This window comes from Brevundimonas sp. Soil_N_31 (assembly GCF_057655995.1).
On the sequence record NZ_JBDGLE010000004.1, the window covers coordinates 134,399 to 150,176 of the forward strand.

The following is a 15,778-nucleotide window of genomic DNA, read 5'->3' on the forward strand; positions in this document are numbered from 1 at the left end:
CGCGTCGTGTGCGACCCCATGCCCGGCCTGCGCACCATCGCCGTGACCGTGGCCGTCAACGGCGGCGCCCGCATGGAGGACGAAGTCCATTCCGGCTGGTCGCATCTGCTGGAGCATCTGGTCTTCAAGGGCGCGGGCGACATGGGCGCGCGCGAGATCGTCGAGCGCATCGAGGCCGAGGGCGGCTCGATCAACGCCGCCACCGGCTATGAGCGCACCAGCTTCGACGTGCGCGCCCTGAAGGGCAGCCTGCCGCTGGCCATGCAGGTGCTGTCCGACCTGGTGTTCCGCCCGACCCTGTCGCCCGAGGAGATCGAGCGCGAGAAGGACGTGGTGGCGCAGGAGATCGCCGAGGCCTTCGACACCCCCGACGATCATGTGTTCGAGATGGCCCAGACCCAGGCCTTCGCCGGCCAGGCCCTGGGGCGGCCGATCCTGGGTTCGATCGCCAGCCTGGCGCCCGCCGACCGGGCGGCCGTGGCCGATTGGCGCGCGCGGCTCTATTCGCCCGACCACATGGTGGTGTCGGTGTCCGGCGCGGTCGATGAGGCCGAGCTGCTGACTCTGGCCGAGGCCTGGTTCGGTCAGGCGGTCGCCGCGCCGCACGAACCGACGGCGCCGGCCGTCTTCACCGGCGGCGAGGCGAAGCTGGCGCGCAAGATCGAACAGGCCAATCTGGTCTTCCAGCTGCCGAGCCTGGGCGTGCGCGATCCGCGACAGCCGGCCCTGCGCCTGTTCACCGAAATCCTGGGCGGCGGCATGGCCTCGCGCCTGTTCCAGAGCGCGCGCGAGGATCGCGGACTGGCCTACGCCATCGACGCCTATCACGAGACCTATGACGATCTGGGCCTGCTGGGCGTCTATGCCGGGGCGGCGGCCGAGCGGTCGCTGGAGCTGGCCGAACTGTGCGCCGCCGAGATCCTCGACCTGGCCGACAAGGGGCCGACGGAGGCGGAGCTGGCGCGGGCCAAGGCCGTGCTGAACGCCAGCCTGTGGATGGCCGACGAAAGCCCGGCCAGCCGCTCGGGTCGTCTGGCGGGGCAGACCCTGGCGTTCGGCGCGCCGGTCTCGTCGGAAGACAGCGCCGCCCGCATCGAGGCCCAGACGGCGCAGGATCTGCGCGTGGTGGGCCAGGCCATGACGAGCCAGGGACTGTCGGCGACGGCGGTCCTGGGCCCCAGGGCGGCGGGCGGGGCGGGGCGCGTCTTCCGTCAGCGGATGGCGGCGGGCTGATCACGGCCTGCTGACGCCGAGATCGCTTCGCGCTATCGTTTGCTCCATGGCCCTGTTCGATTGGATGGCCGAGGCGACCGGACCGGTCCTGAACGGGCAGGGGGTTCTGCTGCGCCCGCCGCGCCCCGCGGACTATGTGGCGTGGGCCTCCCTGCGTGAGGAATCGCGCGACTATCTGCAGCCGTGGGAGCCGGCCTGGGCCGAAGACGATCTGACCCGCGCCGCCTATCGCCGCCGCCTGGGCGTCTATGCGCGGGAGATGGAGCAGGGCACGGCCTGGCCCCTGTTCGTGTTCGATCAAGCCGACGACGCGCTGCTGGGCGCCATCACCTTGTCCAACATCCGGCGCGGCGTGGCCGAGACCGGCACCCTGGGCTACTGGATCGGCCGTCCCTATGCGGGGCAGGGCGTCGGCACGGCGGCGGTGCGGGCCATGCTGGGCCATGCCTTCAGCGCCCTGGGGCTGCATCGGGTCGAGGCCGCCTGCGTGCCGACCAACCACGCCTCGCGCCGCGTCTTGGAAAAGGCCGGTTTTCGTCAGGAAGGTCTCGCCCGCGCTTATTTGAAAATTAACGGCCGATGGGCAGACCATCTGTTGTTCGGCGTCCTCGATCAGGAGTTCGCCGCCGGCGTCGCCCCTTCAGTCAGAGTATCGGACCCGTCTTGAGCACACGATCCAGAGCCCTGACGTGGGATCCGACCACGGCGATCGAAGCCCTCGCCGCGGCCGACGCCGCCCTATGGATCTGGACGCCTGCCGAAGATCAGATCCGTTTCACCGGCGCCACCCGGCCGCTGGGTCTGGGGCCGCTGGCGCCGCAGTGCTCGGGCGCGGCTTTCACCGCCCTGGCCATGCCTCAGGACCGCGCCCTGGCCGACCGCCTGCTGAAGCCCCAGGCCGAGGGGACGGAGATCGCCGTGCGCCTGCGGATGCGCGGGTGCGAGACTTGTCTGTGGCGCGGGGTCTGGCTGGAGGACGGCCTGCGCGCGGCGGGCATCGTCGCGCTTGAAACCAAGTTCGCCGGAGCTGATCGAGACACGGTGACGGGTTTGCTGGACCGACGCACCTTCCTGGTCCGCGCCGCCGAAGCTCTGGTCCAGCCGGGCGATTATGAACTGGTGGTCGGCGATCTGGATCGTCTTCGTCGCCTGAACGAGGCCTTGGGCCACGAACGCGCCGACCTTGTGCTGTCGGCGCTGGGCTCGCGTCTGTCGGCGGCCTTTTCCGAGGACTGCGCGCCCGCTCGGATCGGCGAGGACGAGTTCGCGGTCCTGGTGCGGCGTGGCGGAACCGGCGGCGGCGAGCGCATGCGTGAGGCGTTGGAGCAGCCGCTGCGCATGGCGGGTTTTGACATCTATCCCACGGTCTCCATCGGCGCCGTGACGGCTGAGGGCGGTCCCGACGCGCCGGATCCGGCCGAGCTTCTGCGCCGGGTCGAACTGGCGGTCGAACAGGCCAAGACGGCCGGGCGCGGGGGCGCGGCGGCTTATGGCCGGGCGCTGGAAAGCGACAGCCTGTCCCGCCTGGCGCTGGAGGCGGACCTGCGCAACGCCTTCGTGCGCGGCGAGATCGAGCCCTTCTTCCAGCCGATCGTGAACCTGAAGTCCGGCGCCGTGGCCGGGTTCGAGGCTCTGGCGCGCTGGCGTCACCCCCGGCGCGGCCTGGTGCCGCCGGACGAGTTTCTGACCCTGGCCGACGAAATGGGCCTGATGAACGAACTGGGCCTGCTGATGATGACCGAGGCGTCGCGTCAGCTGGCCGAGTGGCTGCACCGCCACCCCAGCGCCGGGCGGCTGTTCTGCAGCGTCAACCTGTCGGTGGGCGAGATCGAGCGCGCTCACCTGGTTGAGGACGTGGCCCGCATCATCAAGGAGGCCGGTCTGCCGCGCGGCGCCCTGAAGCTGGAAGTCACCGAGGGCGACATCATGCGCGACACCGCGCGCGCCGCCGAGGTGCTGAAGGCCCTGCGCGAGGCCGGGGCCAGCCTGGCGCTGGACGATTTCGGCACCGGCTTCTCGTCCCTGTCCTACCTGGCCAAGCTGCCGTTCGATACGCTGAAGATCGATCGCTACTTCGTTCTGACGATGGACAAGGACGAGGGCTCGGCGAAGATCGTGCGATCCGTCGTCAATCTGGGCCGCGATCTGGCGCTGGAAGTGGTGGCCGAGGGGGTGGAGAACGCCTCCCTGGCCCAGCTGCTGCTCGATGACGGCTGCCACTATGGTCAGGGCTTCGGCTATGCGCCCGCCCTGCCGGCCCAGGAGGCGGAGGTCTATCTGAACGAGTCCCTGGCCGACGGCGCAGCGCCGATCAAGGCGCGCTCGGTCTAGGCCGCCGTCAGGCCCGCCCGCTCTGGCTGGACAGGCGGGCGGCGTCGACGCCCAGGGCGGCCAGGGCGCGGCTCCATTTGGTGTCGTAGTCGGCGTCGAAGATCAGGGCCGGGTCGGCGTCCGTCGTCAGCCAGACGTTTTCGTTCAGCTCTTCCTCCAACTGCCCCTCGCCCCACCCGGCGTAGCCCAGCAGAAGGATGGCGCGGCTAGGGCCGTCCTCGGCGTCGGCCATGGCGGCCAGGGCGTCGCGGGTGCCAGTCAGGGCCAGGCCGTCGCCGAAGGTCAGGCTGGCGTCCTCGCTGGTCCAGTCGGCGGTGTGCAGGACGAAGCCGCGCTCGCGCTCGACCGGGCCGCCGATCAGCACCGAACGGTCGCGCGCGGCGTCGTCGACGGGGGTGTCCAGCTTTTCCAGAACCTCGGCCAGGGAGACGCCCGGCGCGGGCTGGTCCAGGCGCAGGCCCAGGGCGTGCTCGTCGTCGTGGGCGCAAATCAGGATGACGGCGTGGCGGAAGCGATCGTCGTCGATACCCGGCATCGCCACCAGCAGACGCCCGGTCAGGGAGGAGAAGGCGGTCATGCCTCTATCATCGGGGCGGACGATGGCGGGCGCAAGCCATTCTCAAGGCCCCCGCGCTTGGCGATCTCCTTACGGGTCTCTATCTGACTCCCATCGTCCTGGATCGTCCGGGCCGAACTCCCGGAGACCCCGACATGACCATCCAGATCGGCGACCGCATTCCCGACGCCACCCTGACGACCATGACGCCCGACGGCCCCAAGCCGGTCACGACGGCCGAGCTGTTCGGCGGCAAGACGGTCGCCCTGTTCGCCGTGCCGGGCGCCTTCACCCCGACCTGTTCGGCGCGCCATCTGCCGGGCTATGTCGATCACCGCGCCGATCTGGCGGGCAAGGGCGTGGACACGGTCGCCTGCGTCTCGGTCAACGACGCCTTCGTCATGGGCGCCTGGGCCAAGGCCAATGATCTGAACGGCGCCGACGACGTGGTCATGCTGGCCGACGGCAACGGCGACTTCACCCGCGCGGTGGGCCTGGCGCTGGACGCCAAGGGCTTCGGCATGGGCGAGCGTTCGCAGCGTTACTCCATGCTGGTCAAGGACGGCGTGGTCGACCAGCTCAACATCGAGCAGGGCGGCGAGTTCAAGGTGTCTTCGGCCGAGCACCTGCTGGCCCAGCTGTGATGACGGGCGTCGCCCGCCGCCGTCTCGCTCGCCGCTCGCGGGGCTGAGGACGTGGCGGGCGACGTCTTCACGCCAGAGAAGCGCAGCGCCGTCATGCGGCGCGTGAAGGACCGCGACACCAGCCCCGAGATCAAGGTCCGGCGTGTGCTGCGTTCGGCGGGAATCGGTTATCGGCTCGGCGGTTGCGGCTTGCCTGGCCGACCCGATGTGGTGATGAAGGGGCGGCGCATCGCCCTGTTCGTCCATGGCTGTTTCTGGCACGATCATGACTGCCCGCGCGGCGCTCGCAAGCCGAAGGGCAACGCCGCCTACTGGGCCGCCAAGATCGAGCGCAACCACGCCCGCGACATCCGTGTAGCGGAAGAACTGACGGCGGCGGGCTGGCGCGTCCTGACCCTGTGGGAATGCGAACTGAAGACGCCGGACTGGGCCGAACGCTTGGCCGCAGCGATTCTCCGGTCGAGCGGTGATTAGGCCGCCGCCTCGGCGTCTTGGGCGGCGGCGTCCAGGGTGCGGGACAGGGCGTCCAGCAGGGCGGCAGGCGTCAGGGGCTTGGATACGAAGGCGTTCATGCCTGAAGCCAGACAGGCCGCCATATCCTCCGGCTCGGTGTCGGCGGTCACGGCGATGACGGGGGCGCTGGCGTTCGGCCCGCCGCCCTTTCTGAGGCGACGCGTCGTCTCGCGTCCGTCCAGTTCGGGCATTCGAACGTCCATGAAGATGACGTCGAAGATCTGTCCTTCGCAGGCTTGAAGCGCCGCCAGGCCGTTCTCGGCCATGACGATCTCGCAATCGAAGGCCTGAAGGATCAGCTGGATGGCGCGGCGATTGATGGCGTGGTCATCGACGACCAGGACGCGCAAAGGGCGGGCGTCGTCGGCGTTTTCCTGATCCGAATCCGTCATATCCGAGTCGATGCTCGGAACCTCGCTTTGAGGCGCGGTCGAGGGTGCGACGGGGGCGGAGCGGGCGGGCGGGCGGGCGTTGTCGTCCGGGGCGAAGGCGACAGGGTCCAGACGGCCATGGGGCGCGGGACCGGCCGTCGCCTCAACACCGGCTCTGTCGGGACCGGCGCCTTTAGGCAAGCTCAGGGCCACGGTGAACTGCGCGCCACAGCCCGGTTCGCTGCGGACCGTCATGCGCCCGCCCATCAGCTCGACTAGATCGCGACTGATCGCCAGGCCCAGGCCTGAACCGCCGAAGCGTGCGGCGACGCCGTCCTGGGTCTGGTCGAAGGGGGTGAAGAGGCGGTCCAGCTGCTTGGCCGTCATGCCGCGCCCCGTATCCGCCACGTCGATCAGCAGCGCATGGGCGCCTTCGTCATCCAGCCAGGCGCGGACCTTCAGGGTCACGGTGCCGGCTTCGGTGAACTTCATGGCGTTGGAGATCAGATTGTTCAGCACCTGGCGAAGGCGCATGGCGTCGCCGCGCACCCAGCGGGGCGTTTCGCGGGCGCCTTCTAGCCGCAGTTGCAAGCCCTTGGCGCGGACCGGCCCCTGCCAGAGGCGGGCGGTCTGGGCCAGCATCAGGCGCAGGTCGAAGTCGCGGCTGTCGACGTGCATCCGTCCGGCGTTCAGGCGGGCATGGTCCAACAGGTCGTCCAACAGGGCCTTCATCATCAGGCCGGCGTCCTCGATGAGAGCGATCTGCTGACGTGCGGCGGAGGAGGGTGCGGCCGTGCGGAGATAATCGGCCCCGGTCAGAATGGCGCTGATCGGGGTGCGCAGGTCATGACCGACGGCGGCCATGAAGGCGCCGCGTTCGGCCATGGCGGTCTCGGCCTGATGGCGTTTGTTGTCTGCCTCGCTCAGCGCGCGGTGCTCGGCCAGCATGCCCCGGCGCAGGCTGGCCCGGGTGTTCAGGCAGAAGATGGAGTAGATGACGACCCCGATGCCGACGGCGGTGACCAAGGGCCTTTCGGCGCCCCACTGGGCCATGAAGAAGGGGGTCAGGGCCAGATAGCCGAGCTGGGGCGCGACGGTGAAGGCGAACACCCGCATGTTGCCGGCCGACATGATCACCGAATTGACCGTGCCTGCGGACAGCAGGACGGCTGCGGCGAATCCGCCCATGGGCCCGCCGACCAGCCACAAGGGAATGGACAGAAAGCCAATGAAGCCGGCGTTTAGGGCCAGGGTTGCGTCAAGGGCCGGGCCGCGCCAGCCCAGGGGAGCGTTGACCTGTCCCTTCACCACGGGCTCGGCCAGCCAGGCCTCAAGCCCCTGAATCAGGACATAGGCCGCCAGCCAGGCCAGGCAGGCCGCCAGACCCAGAAGGGGGCTGAAGACAAGCGCTGTCGCCGCGCCCATGACGAGGCGCTGCATCGTCGCCTTGCGACGTTGGCGAATGGCTGGCGCCCAACCGATGTGGGCGTCGGCGAGAGGATCCGACATGCGACGTTCCAAACGGGCTCGGCGCCCATTGGTTCATCATCGACTCGCGGTTGCTAATGCTCCGTCAACGGCGGGCTGAGGTCGCCTCGGCCATGTCGGCGAAACCTTCGGCGCGCAGGCGTGCGGCCAGGTCGCGCTTGATGCGGCCGATCAGGCCCGGGCCTTCGTAGATCAAGGCCGAATAGATCTGGACCGCCGAGGCGCCGGCGCGGATGCGGGCGAAGGCGTCCTCGCCGCTGGCTATGCCGCCCACCGCGATCAGGGGCAGGCGGCCGTTCGCCGCCTCGGCCGCCGCTTCCAGCGCCTTCAGCGCGAAGGGTTTCAGCGGGGCGCCTGACAGGCCGCCGCTCTCGCCCGCGAAGGCCGAGCGCAGCGAGGCGGGCCGCTCCAGCGTGGTGTTGGACACGATCAGGGCGTCGATGCGGTGGGCGATGGAGGCCTCGACGATCATGCCGATCTCCTCGCCGATCAGATCGGGCGCGATCTTCAGGAAGACCGGCGCCCCGTCGGCGGGGCGGGCCTCATGGATACGGCCCAGCAGGTCGTCCAGCGCCTCGCGTCCCTGAAGGGCGCGCAGGCCCGGCGTGTTGGGCGACGAGATGTTGACGGTGAAGTAGTCGGCCAGCCCCGCCAGCTTCTTCAGCCCGATCACATAGTCGGCCGCCTTGTCCTCGGTCTCCTTGTTGGCGCCGAGGTTGGCGCCGATGACAGTGCGGGTCGGACGCCGCGCCAGTCGGGCGCCGAAAGGTTTCAGCCCCTCGTTGTTGAAGCCCATGCGGTTGATGATCGCCCGGTCTTCGGCCAGGCGGAACAGGCGCGGCTTGGGGTTGCCGGGTTGGGCGCGCGGCGTGACCGAGCCGCACTCCACCGCGCCGAAGCCCAGGCGCGACAGGCCTTCCAGCGCCTCGCCGTTCTTGTCGAGACCGGCGGCCAGACCGACCGGATTGGACATCTCCAGCCCGGCGATGACGGTCTTCAGGATCGGATCGTCGGCGCCGGGCGCCGGCAGGGGCGTCATCTGCAGGGCGCGGATGGCCAGGCGGTGCGCGGTTTCCGGGTCGAGTTGGCGCAGCGCCCAGGCGCCGAGGTCGGTCAGGCTCATGTTCAGGCGGTCTCTTCGACGATCATGCGGCCGTCGGCCGTCACCGACAGGGCGCGGGCGGCGCGCGTCGCCGCGACGGGCAGGGGGCCGTAGATGTGGGGGAACAGGGCGCCGCCGCGCGACGGCTCCCAGATCAGGGCGTCGCCCAGGGCGGTCAGATCGACCTCGACCAGCATCAGCTCGGTCTGACCCGCATAGTGTTTCGCCGCCGTGGTTTCCAACTGGTCGGCGGCGGACAGGTGGATGTAGCCGTCAGCCAGGTCCACCGCCGAGCCGTCATAGCGGCCCTCGGCCAGGGCGGCGCGCCAGTCGGCGCGGCGCAGGATCTTGAAGGCGATGTCAGGTTGATCGGTCACGCCAGGGGCTCCGGCGTCAGCCAGCCTTCATAGGACGGGCGTCCGGCGACATCGACGCTGAAGATCGCCGCGGCCCCGGTGGGGAAACCGCCGCTCATCTTGTCCAGCACCGAGGGGGAGGCGGCGCTCTCGATCAGATATTCGACCGCCAGCTGATGCACGCCGGGGTTATGGGCGATCAGCAGCAGACAGCCCGCCTGATCCTCGGCCGCCTCGACCGCGCGGCGCAGCACGTCGGCGGGGGCGTTGTAGAGGGCGTCGGAGACATGCAGCTCGACATCGCCGAAATGCTCGCTGACGCCGTCCCAAGTGTCGCGCGTGCGCTGGGCGCTCGAGACCAGGGCCATGTCCGGCTTCAGGCCCCGCTCGGCCAGGGCGCGGCCCATGGCGGCGGCGTCGCGGCGGCCGCGTTCGCTCAGGGGGCGGGCCACGTCGCCGCCCGGCGCCGAGGCTTCGGCCTTGGCGTGACGCATCAGGATCAGTCTCTGCATGGCGAGGGCTTTACGGCTGTTTGCGTGCGGCGACCATAGGGTGCGCGGCGGGCGCGTGATCGCGCGCGGCGGGCGAAGGGGTCAGGGCCGGACGCCCGGCCAGCACGGCCTGGGCCGCGCCGCCGGGTCGCACGCGGGCGTAGGCGCGGCGCGAGGCCTCCAGCATGATCAGGCCGGCCGCGCCGGGAAACAGCTTCGGCCCCAACTGCTCCAGACCGTCGGCCAGCGGCAGCATCGGCCGCCAAGGCGGGACGTAGAGGGCCTGCGACCAGGCGGTCGGCTCCAGTCCGACCTCGCGCACCAGCCGCTCCAACTGGCCGCGGGTGAAGGGGCGGCCGTGGCCGAAGGGGGTCGTCTCGGCCCGCGCCCACATGCCGCCGCGCGCCGCCGCCGCCAGGATGATGCGCCCGGCCGGGGCCAGGACACGCACGACTTCGGCCAGCAGGGCCTGCGGATCGTCGGCTTCCTCGAGGGCGTGGACCAGCAGGATGCGGTCGAATGTCCCGGCTGCGAAGGGCAGGCGCCGGTCGTCGACCAGGACGGTGCGGTTGCGTCCCGCCGCCGCCCACTGCTCGGCGCCCTGTCCGCCCGGCATGGCGGCGATCGTTCGGCGCGCGCCGATGAAGCCGTCCAGCCAGGGCGTCGCATAGCCCAGGCCCAGCACGTCATTGCCGTTGGCCGCGCCCCAGGCGTCTTCCAGCCGCCGCGCCAGCATGCGCCGCGCCAGCGCGCCGGTCGGCTCGCCGTAGAAGGTGCGGAGATCGTCGATGCTGCGGCGCATGGCGGGCAGTATGGCGGAAAGTCTGCGCGACTTCACCCGTTCTGGGCGACGGAGGGTTCCTCTTCGCGCGGCTTAGGATAGGGTTTCGATAGGAGACCTCCTCATGACCCTGACCGTTCGCCAGTTTCCCTGCCTGTCCGACAACTACGGCTTCCTGATCCGCGACGAGGCGACGGGGCTGGTCGCCGCCGTCGACACGCCGGACGCCGAGGCCATCCTGGCCGATCTGGAGGCGTCGGGGTGGGGACGGCTGGACCTGATCCTGAACACCCACTGGCATCCCGATCACACCGGCGGCAACGAACGGCTGCAGGCCGAGACCGGTTGCGAAATCGCCGGGCCGGAGGAGGTGCGCCGCGCCGCGCCGCTGGATCACGTCCTGGTCGACGGCGAGGCGGTGCGGCTGGGCGAAACGACCTTCGACGTGGTGCTGTCGCCGGGCCATACGCTGGGTCATGTGGTCTATCATGCGGCTGACGACGGCCTGGCCTTCGTCGGCGACGTCATCTTCGCCCTGGGCTGTGGGCGGCTGTTCGAGGGAACGCCGCAGCAGATGTGGGACAGCCTGAACCGCATCGCCGCCTGGTCCGAGGCGACGACGCTGTATTGCGCGCATGAATATACGGCGTCGAACGCGCGTTTCGCCCTGTCGCTGCCGGACGCCGATGACGCCCTGCAAGTCCATGCCGAGGCGATCTTCGCCGCGCGCGAGCGGGGCGAAGCGACCGTGCCGACCACGGTGGGGATCGAGCGCCGCTTCAATCCCTTCCTGCGCGCCCGCGACGTCGAAGACTTCGCCCAGCGCCGCGCGGCCAAGGACGGTTTCCAGGGCTAGTCGCCTTCTAACAGGCTGAGTAGCTGGTCTTGATTTGGGTGTAGAAGTCGGCGGCGGCGAAACCTTGCTCGCGGGGGCCGTAGCTGGATTTCTTCGTGCCGCCGAACGGGACGTGATAGTCGACCCCGGCGGTGGCCAGATTGACCATGGTCATGCCCGCCCGCGCCCGGCGCTGGAACTCGCGGGCATGCTTCAGCGACTGGGTGACGATGCCTGCCGACAGGCCGAACTCGACGCCGTTGGCGACGGCCAGGGCTTCCTCGAAATCGGCCACGCGGATGGTCGAGGCGACGGGGCCGAAGACCTCTTCGTTGTTGATGCGGGCGTCGGCCAGGGTGTCGACGATCAGGGTCGGCTGGACGTACCAGCCCGGCTTGTCGAGGCTGAGACGCTGGCCGCCGGCCAGCACGCGGCCCCCGCCGTCGCGGGCGATGTCGATATAGTCATAGGAGACGTCGCGCTGGGCCTCGGTCACGGCGGGGCCCATCTGGGTTGTCGGGTCGAGGGCGTCGCCGACGCGCAGGGCCTTCACCTTTTCGGCCAGGGCGGCGACGAAGCGGTCGTGGATTCCATCCTGAACGATCAGGCGGCTGGAGGCGGTGCAGCGCTGGCCGGTGGCGAAGAAGCTGCCGTCCAGGGCGATGGCCACGGCGCGCTCCAGATCGGCGTCGTCCATCACGATCAGCGGGTTCTTGCCGCCCATTTCAAGCTGGACGCGGGCCTGGCGCTTCATCGCCCCCTCGGCTACCCCGGCGCCGACCTTCTGAGAGCCGGTGAAGCTGATGCCGTCCACGTCCGGGTGGGCGACGATGGCGCGGCCGACGTCGCCGTCGCCGATGACCATGTTGACCACGCCGCCGGGCAGGCCCGCCTCATGCAGGATGGCGATCAGGGCCTCGGCCGTGGCCGGGGTCGGGCCGGCGGGCTTGATGACGACGGTGTTGCCGAAGGCGATGGCCGGCGCGATCTTCCAGGCCGGAATGGCGATGGGGAAGTTCCACGGCGTGATCAGGCCGAACACTCCGACCGGCTGGCGATAGGTCTGGATTTCGACTCCGGGCCGGGTCGAGGCCAGATTCTGGCCGTGCAGGCGCAGGGCCTCGCCGGCGAAGAACTTCAGGATGCGGGCGGCGCGGGCGGTCTCGCCGATCCCCTCGGCCAGGGTCTTGCCTTCTTCACGCGACAACAGGCGGCCGATGACCTCGCGCCGCTCCATCAGCAGGGCGCCGGCCCGATCCAGGATGTCCGATCGGACTTCGGGCGAGGCGTCGGCCCAGGGACCGAAGGCCGCGCGCGCCGCCTGAACCGCCTGATCGACCTCGGCCTCCCCGCCCTGGGGCGTGCGAGCTACGACCTCGCGCGTGTCCGAGGGGTTCAGGCTATGGCCCGTCCGCGCCCCGGCGATCTTCTCGCCGCCGATCCAGTGCGAAATTTCAAGCGTGTCGGTCATTCGGATCATCCCCTTGGTTCCGGTTCTGGATTGCCTGACGCAGCGGCTGCGGACAAGGCGTCGGTGCGCGACGGGCCTCCGGAATCGGCGCCTGTTTCGCGAAGGGATTGCGCCGATGCCGTCTCCTGTGTCATGGAGATCGTTGATACACCGGGGGCGGTTCATCATGTCATTACAGAGTCTTCTTGCAACGTTCGCGGCCGTGGCCGTGTGCGTAGCGGCGCAGCCTTCGACGGCGGCGGCGCAGGGCGCGGTTCAGGCCGAAGCCGAGGCGGCGGCGCGGCCGGGGCTGAAACGCCGGGTCGCGGTCGGGCGTTTCACCAACAGCACGCCCTACGGCCGTCTGCTGCTGTCGCCGGGGCAGGCCGATCCGGTGGCGACCCAGGCGGGCGACATGCTGGTCAACGCCTTGGTGGCGTCCGACCACTTTTTTGTCTTCGAGCGGTCCGACCTGACGGCGCTGAACGCCGAGCGGGTCATCTCCGAGACGGACGGTCAGGCGCTGAGCGGCGTGGACGCCCTGCTGCTGGGTTCAGTCACCCAACTGGGCCGCCGCAACGAGGGCAAGCAGGGGTTCCTCAACTCCCAACGGCGCCAGGCGGTCAACGCCACGGTTGAGATCCGGCTGGTCGATGTGCGCACGGGCCGCGTCTTCTTCACCGCCTCGGGCGCCGGAGAGGCGACGACCGAGACGGGCGAGGTGGCGGGCTTCGGCAGCCGCGCGGGCTATGATTCGACGCTGAACGACCGGGCCATCTCGGCGGCCATCGCCGACACCATGACCAATATCGTCAACCAGTTGCAGCAGCGGGCCTGGTTCACCGACATCCTGCGGGTGTCGGGTTCGACCGTCTATGTCAGCGGCGGTCCCAGCCAGGGCCTGCGCGCGGGCGACCGTTTCCACGTCGAGACGCCGGGCGAGACGGTGGTCAGCGGCCAGTCGGGCCTGCCGATCACCCTGCCGGGCAGCCGGGTGGCGCAGATCGAGATCACCGGCTTCTTCGGCGACAGCGCCGAGACCGAGGGCGCGACCGCCCGCGTGGTCCAGGGCGAGCTGCCCCAGAACATCAGCGGCCTGCGGGTCACGGAGATCAGACCATGAAGACGAGCGCGGTCGTCCTGACCGTCCTGTGTGTCGCCCTTTCGGCGGGCCTGACGGCGGGGTGCGTCAAGAACTATCCCACGCGCGAGGCCGTCCAGGGCGCGCCCGCCGGGATTCTGAAGCTGAGCAACGCCCCGGCGGATGCTCGCCTGATCGTGGATGGACGCGATATGGGGCCGGTCAGCGCCCTGGCCGCAGGCGCGTCGCTGACGCCGGGCCGACATGAGATCGCCGTCACCCAGGGCGGCAGGGTTCTTCACGCCCAGGCGGTGATCGTCGCCGCCGGGGCCCAGGCCGTGGTGGTGGTGCCTTGAAACGTCTGCTCTCGATCGCCGCGCTGGCGGCCCTGACCGCTGTCGCCGCCTGCGCGCCCGCCGCTCGCTTCGAGTGGGGAGCTTATGAGCCGGCCCTCTACGCCTATTCGCAGAACCCCGAGAACCGCGAGGCCTATCGCACCGCTCTGGAGCGCGCCATCGAGGCCGGGCGCAAGCGCGACGCCGTTGCGCCGGGTCTGCTGGCCGAGTTGGGCTATCTGCACCTGCAGGCGGGCGAGACGGCCCAGGCCCTGGTTCTGTTCAAGGAAGAGCGCACGCGCTTTCCGGAATCGGCCGTCTTCATGGATCGCGTGATCGTCCGGATTTCCGGCGACGCCGCCGTCGCCGGAGGAGGCGCGCAATGATCGTCAGGAAATCGCTCGCCGCCGCCGCCCTGGCCTCGACCGCCCTGCTGGCCGCCTGCGTGACCGCGCCGGCGCCCAAGAGCTACGCCGCCCTGCGCGCCGAGAATCCGCGCAGCGTCATGGTGGTTCCGGCACTCAATTCCACGGTCAACGTGGATGCGGCGGACTATTTCGTCTCGACCATTTCGCGGCCGGTGGCCGAGCGCGGCTATTACGTCTTCCCCGCCCATATGGTGAAGGGCGTGCTGGAGGACGAGGGCCTGTCGGACGCGGGGCTGGTGCATCAGGCCGACGCCTCGCGCTTCGGTCCGCTGTTCGGCTGCGACTCCGTGCTGTTCGTCGAGATCCAGAAGTGGGAGTCGCAATACGTCGTCATCTCCACCTCGACCAATGTGGAGTTCGAATACACGCTGAAGAGCTGCCGTACCGGCCAGGTGCTGTGGTCGGACCATCAGTCGATGACCTACAGCCCGCAGGCGTCCGGTTCGGGCAACCCGCTGGCCGACCTGCTGGCCCAGGCGATCGTCTCGGCGCTGGAGAAGGCCAAGCCGAACTACATGCCGCTGACCCAGCAGGCCAATCTGATCGCGACTCACACCCTGGGTCAGGGCCTGCCCGCCGGACCCTATCTGCCGGCCCAGCACCAGCAGGACCACAAGACCTTCCCGAACGAATAGGGCGCCCGGCGAAGGGGAGGCGGCGAGCGCGGCTAAAGTCCGCGACAGAATTCCTGAGGGGCGGCGCCTTGCGTCGCGCGTATAAGCCTTATCTGTTACGCCGCCCCCCGATGCACGGAGACCTCGCCATGTCCGACACCGCCCAAACCCAGGTCTATGACGCCAGCCGCCATCGGAAGGCGGGCCGCGGCCGGGTCTATGACAGCATCGTCGACACCATCGGCGACACGCCCCTGGTGCGGCTGCCCAATCTGACGGCGGCGCTGAAGCCCAAGGCCACGGTGCTGGCCAAGCTGGAGTTCTTTAACCCGATCGCTTCGGTCAAGGACCGCATCGGCGTGGCCATGGTTGAGGCGCTGGAGCAACTGGGCAAGATCAAGCCGGGCGCGACCCTGATCGAGCCGACCAGCGGCAACACCGGCATCGCCCTGGCCTTCGTCGCCGCGTCCAAGGGTTACAAGCTGATCCTGGTCATGCCCGAAAGCATGTCGATCGAGCGGCGCAAGATGCTGGCCCTGCTGGGCGCGCGCTTGGAGCTGACGCCGGCCGAAAAGGGCATGAAGGGCGCCATCGCCCGCGCCGAGGAGTTGCTGACGGAAATTCCCGGCTCGGTCAGCCCGGCCCAGTTCGAGAACCTGGCCAACCCCGCGATCCACGAGGCCACCACGGCCGAGGAGATCTGGAACGATACGGCCGGGGCCGTCGACGTGGTCGTGTCCGGCGTCGGCACCGGCGGCACCATCACCGGCGTCGGCCATGCGCTGAAGGCGAAGAAGCCCTCGGTGAAGATGATCGCGGTCGAGCCGACCGCCTCGCCCGTCCTGTCGGGCGGCGCGCCCGGTCCGCACAAGATTCAGGGCATCGGCGCGGGCTTCATCCCCGCCGTGGTCGACCGCGCGGTTATCGACGGGGTCGAGCAGGTCACCAACGAGGACGCCTTCGACATGGCCCGCCGCGCCGCGCGCGAGGAAGGCATACCGGTCGGCATCAGCTCGGGCGCGGCCCTGACGGCGGCTTTCCGCCTGGCGGCGCAGGACGAATACGCGGGTCAGACCATCGTGGCCGTCATTCCCAGCTTCGCCGAGCGTTATCTATCGACGGCCCTGTTCGAAGGGCTGTGAGGCCGTTCTGTCCGTGACGTGCGGTTA

General features: G+C 69.8%; 18 protein-coding genes. 11 read left to right on the forward strand and 7 right to left on the reverse strand.

Annotation, left to right across the window (positions count from 1 at the left end):
- Positions 1-18: 18 nt before the first annotated feature.
- The 3 genes from AC3A3G_RS08175 to AC3A3G_RS08185 are packed head-to-tail and all read left to right on the forward strand — an operon-like array spanning position 19 to position 3,564.
- Positions 19-1,233, forward strand: a complete 1,215-nt coding sequence (locus AC3A3G_RS08175) for a M16 family metallopeptidase (RefSeq protein ID WP_487488042.1) — start codon at positions 19-21, stop codon at positions 1,231-1,233.
- A 46-nt stretch (positions 1,234-1,279) separates the two neighbouring features.
- A complete protein-coding gene (locus AC3A3G_RS08180) occupies positions 1,280-1,900 on the forward strand; it encodes a GNAT family N-acetyltransferase (RefSeq protein WP_487487935.1) in 621 nt (206 codons plus the stop codon).
- Positions 1,897-3,564: a putative bifunctional diguanylate cyclase/phosphodiesterase gene (locus AC3A3G_RS08185; protein WP_487487936.1), complete on the forward strand. Its 1,668-nt coding sequence runs from the start codon at positions 1,897-1,899 to the stop codon at positions 3,562-3,564. Before AC3A3G_RS08180 ends, AC3A3G_RS08185 begins: the two co-directional genes overlap by 4 nt.
- 7 nt (positions 3,565-3,571) lie before the next feature.
- On the opposite strand, the gene AC3A3G_RS08190 is transcribed toward AC3A3G_RS08185, so the two are convergent.
- A complete protein-coding gene (locus AC3A3G_RS08190) occupies positions 3,572-4,141 on the reverse strand; it encodes a YqgE/AlgH family protein (protein ID WP_003165965.1) in 570 nt (189 codons plus the stop codon).
- Between the two features lie 134 nt (positions 4,142-4,275).
- Here AC3A3G_RS08190 and AC3A3G_RS08195 point away from each other — a divergent pair, with 134 nt between their 5' ends.
- Together AC3A3G_RS08195 and AC3A3G_RS08200 are read left to right on the forward strand one after the other, a co-directional pair.
- Positions 4,276-4,764, forward strand: a complete 489-nt coding sequence (locus AC3A3G_RS08195; protein WP_088410358.1) for a peroxiredoxin — start codon at positions 4,276-4,278, stop codon at positions 4,762-4,764.
- Between the two features lie 51 nt (positions 4,765-4,815).
- Entirely contained in the window at positions 4,816-5,238 is a 423-nt protein-coding gene (locus AC3A3G_RS08200; protein ID WP_125901796.1) for a very short patch repair endonuclease, read from the forward strand.
- Here the strand turns inward: AC3A3G_RS08200 and AC3A3G_RS08205 are convergent.
- From AC3A3G_RS08205 to AC3A3G_RS08225, 5 genes are all read right to left on the reverse strand, one after another.
- Positions 5,235-7,157, reverse strand: coding sequence for an ATP-binding protein (locus tag AC3A3G_RS08205; protein ID WP_313515731.1), 1,923 nt, complete (start codon positions 7,155-7,157; stop codon positions 5,235-5,237). The two genes, AC3A3G_RS08200 and AC3A3G_RS08205, sit on opposite strands and share 4 nt — an antisense overlap.
- A gap of 64 nt (positions 7,158-7,221) precedes the next feature.
- Positions 7,222-8,259 (reverse strand): quinone-dependent dihydroorotate dehydrogenase, encoded by a 1,038-nt coding sequence (locus tag AC3A3G_RS08210; RefSeq protein WP_487487937.1) that lies wholly within the window; start codon positions 8,257-8,259, stop codon positions 7,222-7,224.
- A gap of 2 nt (positions 8,260-8,261) precedes the next feature.
- On the reverse strand, positions 8,262-8,615 hold the full coding sequence (locus tag AC3A3G_RS08215; RefSeq protein ID WP_487487938.1) for a DUF952 domain-containing protein: 354 nt from the start codon (positions 8,613-8,615) through the stop codon (positions 8,262-8,264).
- On the reverse strand, positions 8,612-9,106 hold the full coding sequence (locus AC3A3G_RS08220; RefSeq protein WP_487487939.1) for a SixA phosphatase family protein: 495 nt from the start codon (positions 9,104-9,106) through the stop codon (positions 8,612-8,614). Before AC3A3G_RS08220 ends, AC3A3G_RS08215 begins: the two co-directional genes overlap by 4 nt.
- A gap of 10 nt (positions 9,107-9,116) precedes the next feature.
- Entirely contained in the window at positions 9,117-9,887 is a 771-nt protein-coding gene (locus tag AC3A3G_RS08225) for a class I SAM-dependent methyltransferase (RefSeq protein WP_487487940.1), read from the reverse strand.
- A 103-nt stretch (positions 9,888-9,990) separates the two neighbouring features.
- On the opposite strand from AC3A3G_RS08225, the gene gloB reads away from it, so the two are divergent.
- Positions 9,991-10,722, forward strand: a complete 732-nt coding sequence (gene gloB / locus AC3A3G_RS08230) for a hydroxyacylglutathione hydrolase (protein WP_368924569.1) — start codon at positions 9,991-9,993, stop codon at positions 10,720-10,722.
- A 7-nt stretch (positions 10,723-10,729) separates the two neighbouring features.
- On the opposite strand, the gene AC3A3G_RS08235 is transcribed toward gloB, so the two are convergent.
- On the reverse strand, positions 10,730-12,172 hold the full coding sequence (locus AC3A3G_RS08235) for an aldehyde dehydrogenase family protein (RefSeq protein WP_487487941.1): 1,443 nt from the start codon (positions 12,170-12,172) through the stop codon (positions 10,730-10,732).
- A gap of 166 nt (positions 12,173-12,338) precedes the next feature.
- Between AC3A3G_RS08235 and AC3A3G_RS08240 the strand changes: the two genes are divergently transcribed.
- The 5 genes from AC3A3G_RS08240 to cysK all read left to right on the forward strand — a co-directional run bounded on the left by AC3A3G_RS08240 (position 12,339) and on the right by cysK (position 15,751).
- Complete coding sequence (locus AC3A3G_RS08240; RefSeq protein WP_487487942.1) at positions 12,339-13,274, forward strand: CsgG/HfaB family protein; 936 nt, start codon at positions 12,339-12,341, stop codon at positions 13,272-13,274.
- Positions 13,271-13,588, forward strand: a complete 318-nt coding sequence (locus AC3A3G_RS08245; protein WP_200168855.1) for a hypothetical protein — start codon at positions 13,271-13,273, stop codon at positions 13,586-13,588. Before AC3A3G_RS08240 ends, AC3A3G_RS08245 begins: the two co-directional genes overlap by 4 nt.
- The gene (locus AC3A3G_RS08250) at positions 13,585-13,953 is read left to right on the forward strand and encodes a DUF4810 domain-containing protein (protein ID WP_125901786.1); all 369 of its coding nucleotides are present in this window, start codon (positions 13,585-13,587) and stop codon (positions 13,951-13,953) included. The genes AC3A3G_RS08245 and AC3A3G_RS08250 overlap by 4 nt, the downstream gene beginning before the upstream one ends.
- On the forward strand, positions 13,950-14,630 hold the full coding sequence (locus tag AC3A3G_RS08255; protein ID WP_125901785.1) for a GNA1162 family protein: 681 nt from the start codon (positions 13,950-13,952) through the stop codon (positions 14,628-14,630). The genes AC3A3G_RS08250 and AC3A3G_RS08255 overlap by 4 nt, the downstream gene beginning before the upstream one ends.
- Before the next feature lie 128 nt (positions 14,631-14,758).
- Positions 14,759-15,751 (forward strand): cysteine synthase A, encoded by a 993-nt coding sequence (gene cysK, locus AC3A3G_RS08260; protein ID WP_487487943.1) that lies wholly within the window; start codon positions 14,759-14,761, stop codon positions 15,749-15,751.
- The last annotated feature ends 27 nt before the right edge of the window (positions 15,752-15,778 follow it).

Bases quoted from the DNA above. Each gene is read 5' to 3' on its own strand.
- AC3A3G_RS08175 (WP_487488042.1), top strand. From the start codon at position 19: ATGCCCGGCCTGCGCACCATCGCCGTGACCGTGGCCGTCAACGGCGGC.
- AC3A3G_RS08180 (WP_487487935.1), top strand. From the start codon at position 1,280: ATGGCCCTGTTCGATTGGATGGCCGAGGCGACCGGACCGGTCCTGAAC.
- AC3A3G_RS08190 (WP_003165965.1), bottom strand. From the start codon at position 4,141: ATGACCGCCTTCTCCTCCCTGACCGGGCGTCTGCTGGTGGCGATGCCG.
- AC3A3G_RS08195 (WP_088410358.1), top strand. From the start codon at position 4,276: ATGACCATCCAGATCGGCGACCGCATTCCCGACGCCACCCTGACGACC.
- AC3A3G_RS08205 (WP_313515731.1), bottom strand. From the start codon at position 7,157: ATGTCGGATCCTCTCGCCGACGCCCACATCGGTTGGGCGCCAGCCATT.
- AC3A3G_RS08210 (WP_487487937.1), bottom strand. From the start codon at position 8,259: ATGAGCCTGACCGACCTCGGCGCCTGGGCGCTGCGCCAACTCGACCCG.
- AC3A3G_RS08220 (WP_487487939.1), bottom strand. From the start codon at position 9,106: ATGCAGAGACTGATCCTGATGCGTCACGCCAAGGCCGAAGCCTCGGCG.
- AC3A3G_RS08225 (WP_487487940.1), bottom strand. From the start codon at position 9,887: ATGCGCCGCAGCATCGACGATCTCCGCACCTTCTACGGCGAGCCGACC.
- gloB (WP_368924569.1), top strand. From the start codon at position 9,991: ATGACCCTGACCGTTCGCCAGTTTCCCTGCCTGTCCGACAACTACGGC.
- AC3A3G_RS08235 (WP_487487941.1), bottom strand. From the start codon at position 12,172: ATGACCGACACGCTTGAAATTTCGCACTGGATCGGCGGCGAGAAGATC.
- AC3A3G_RS08240 (WP_487487942.1), top strand. From the start codon at position 12,339: ATGTCATTACAGAGTCTTCTTGCAACGTTCGCGGCCGTGGCCGTGTGC.
- AC3A3G_RS08245 (WP_200168855.1), top strand. From the start codon at position 13,271: ATGAAGACGAGCGCGGTCGTCCTGACCGTCCTGTGTGTCGCCCTTTCG.
- AC3A3G_RS08255 (WP_125901785.1), top strand. From the start codon at position 13,950: ATGATCGTCAGGAAATCGCTCGCCGCCGCCGCCCTGGCCTCGACCGCC.
- cysK (WP_487487943.1), top strand. From the start codon at position 14,759: ATGTCCGACACCGCCCAAACCCAGGTCTATGACGCCAGCCGCCATCGG.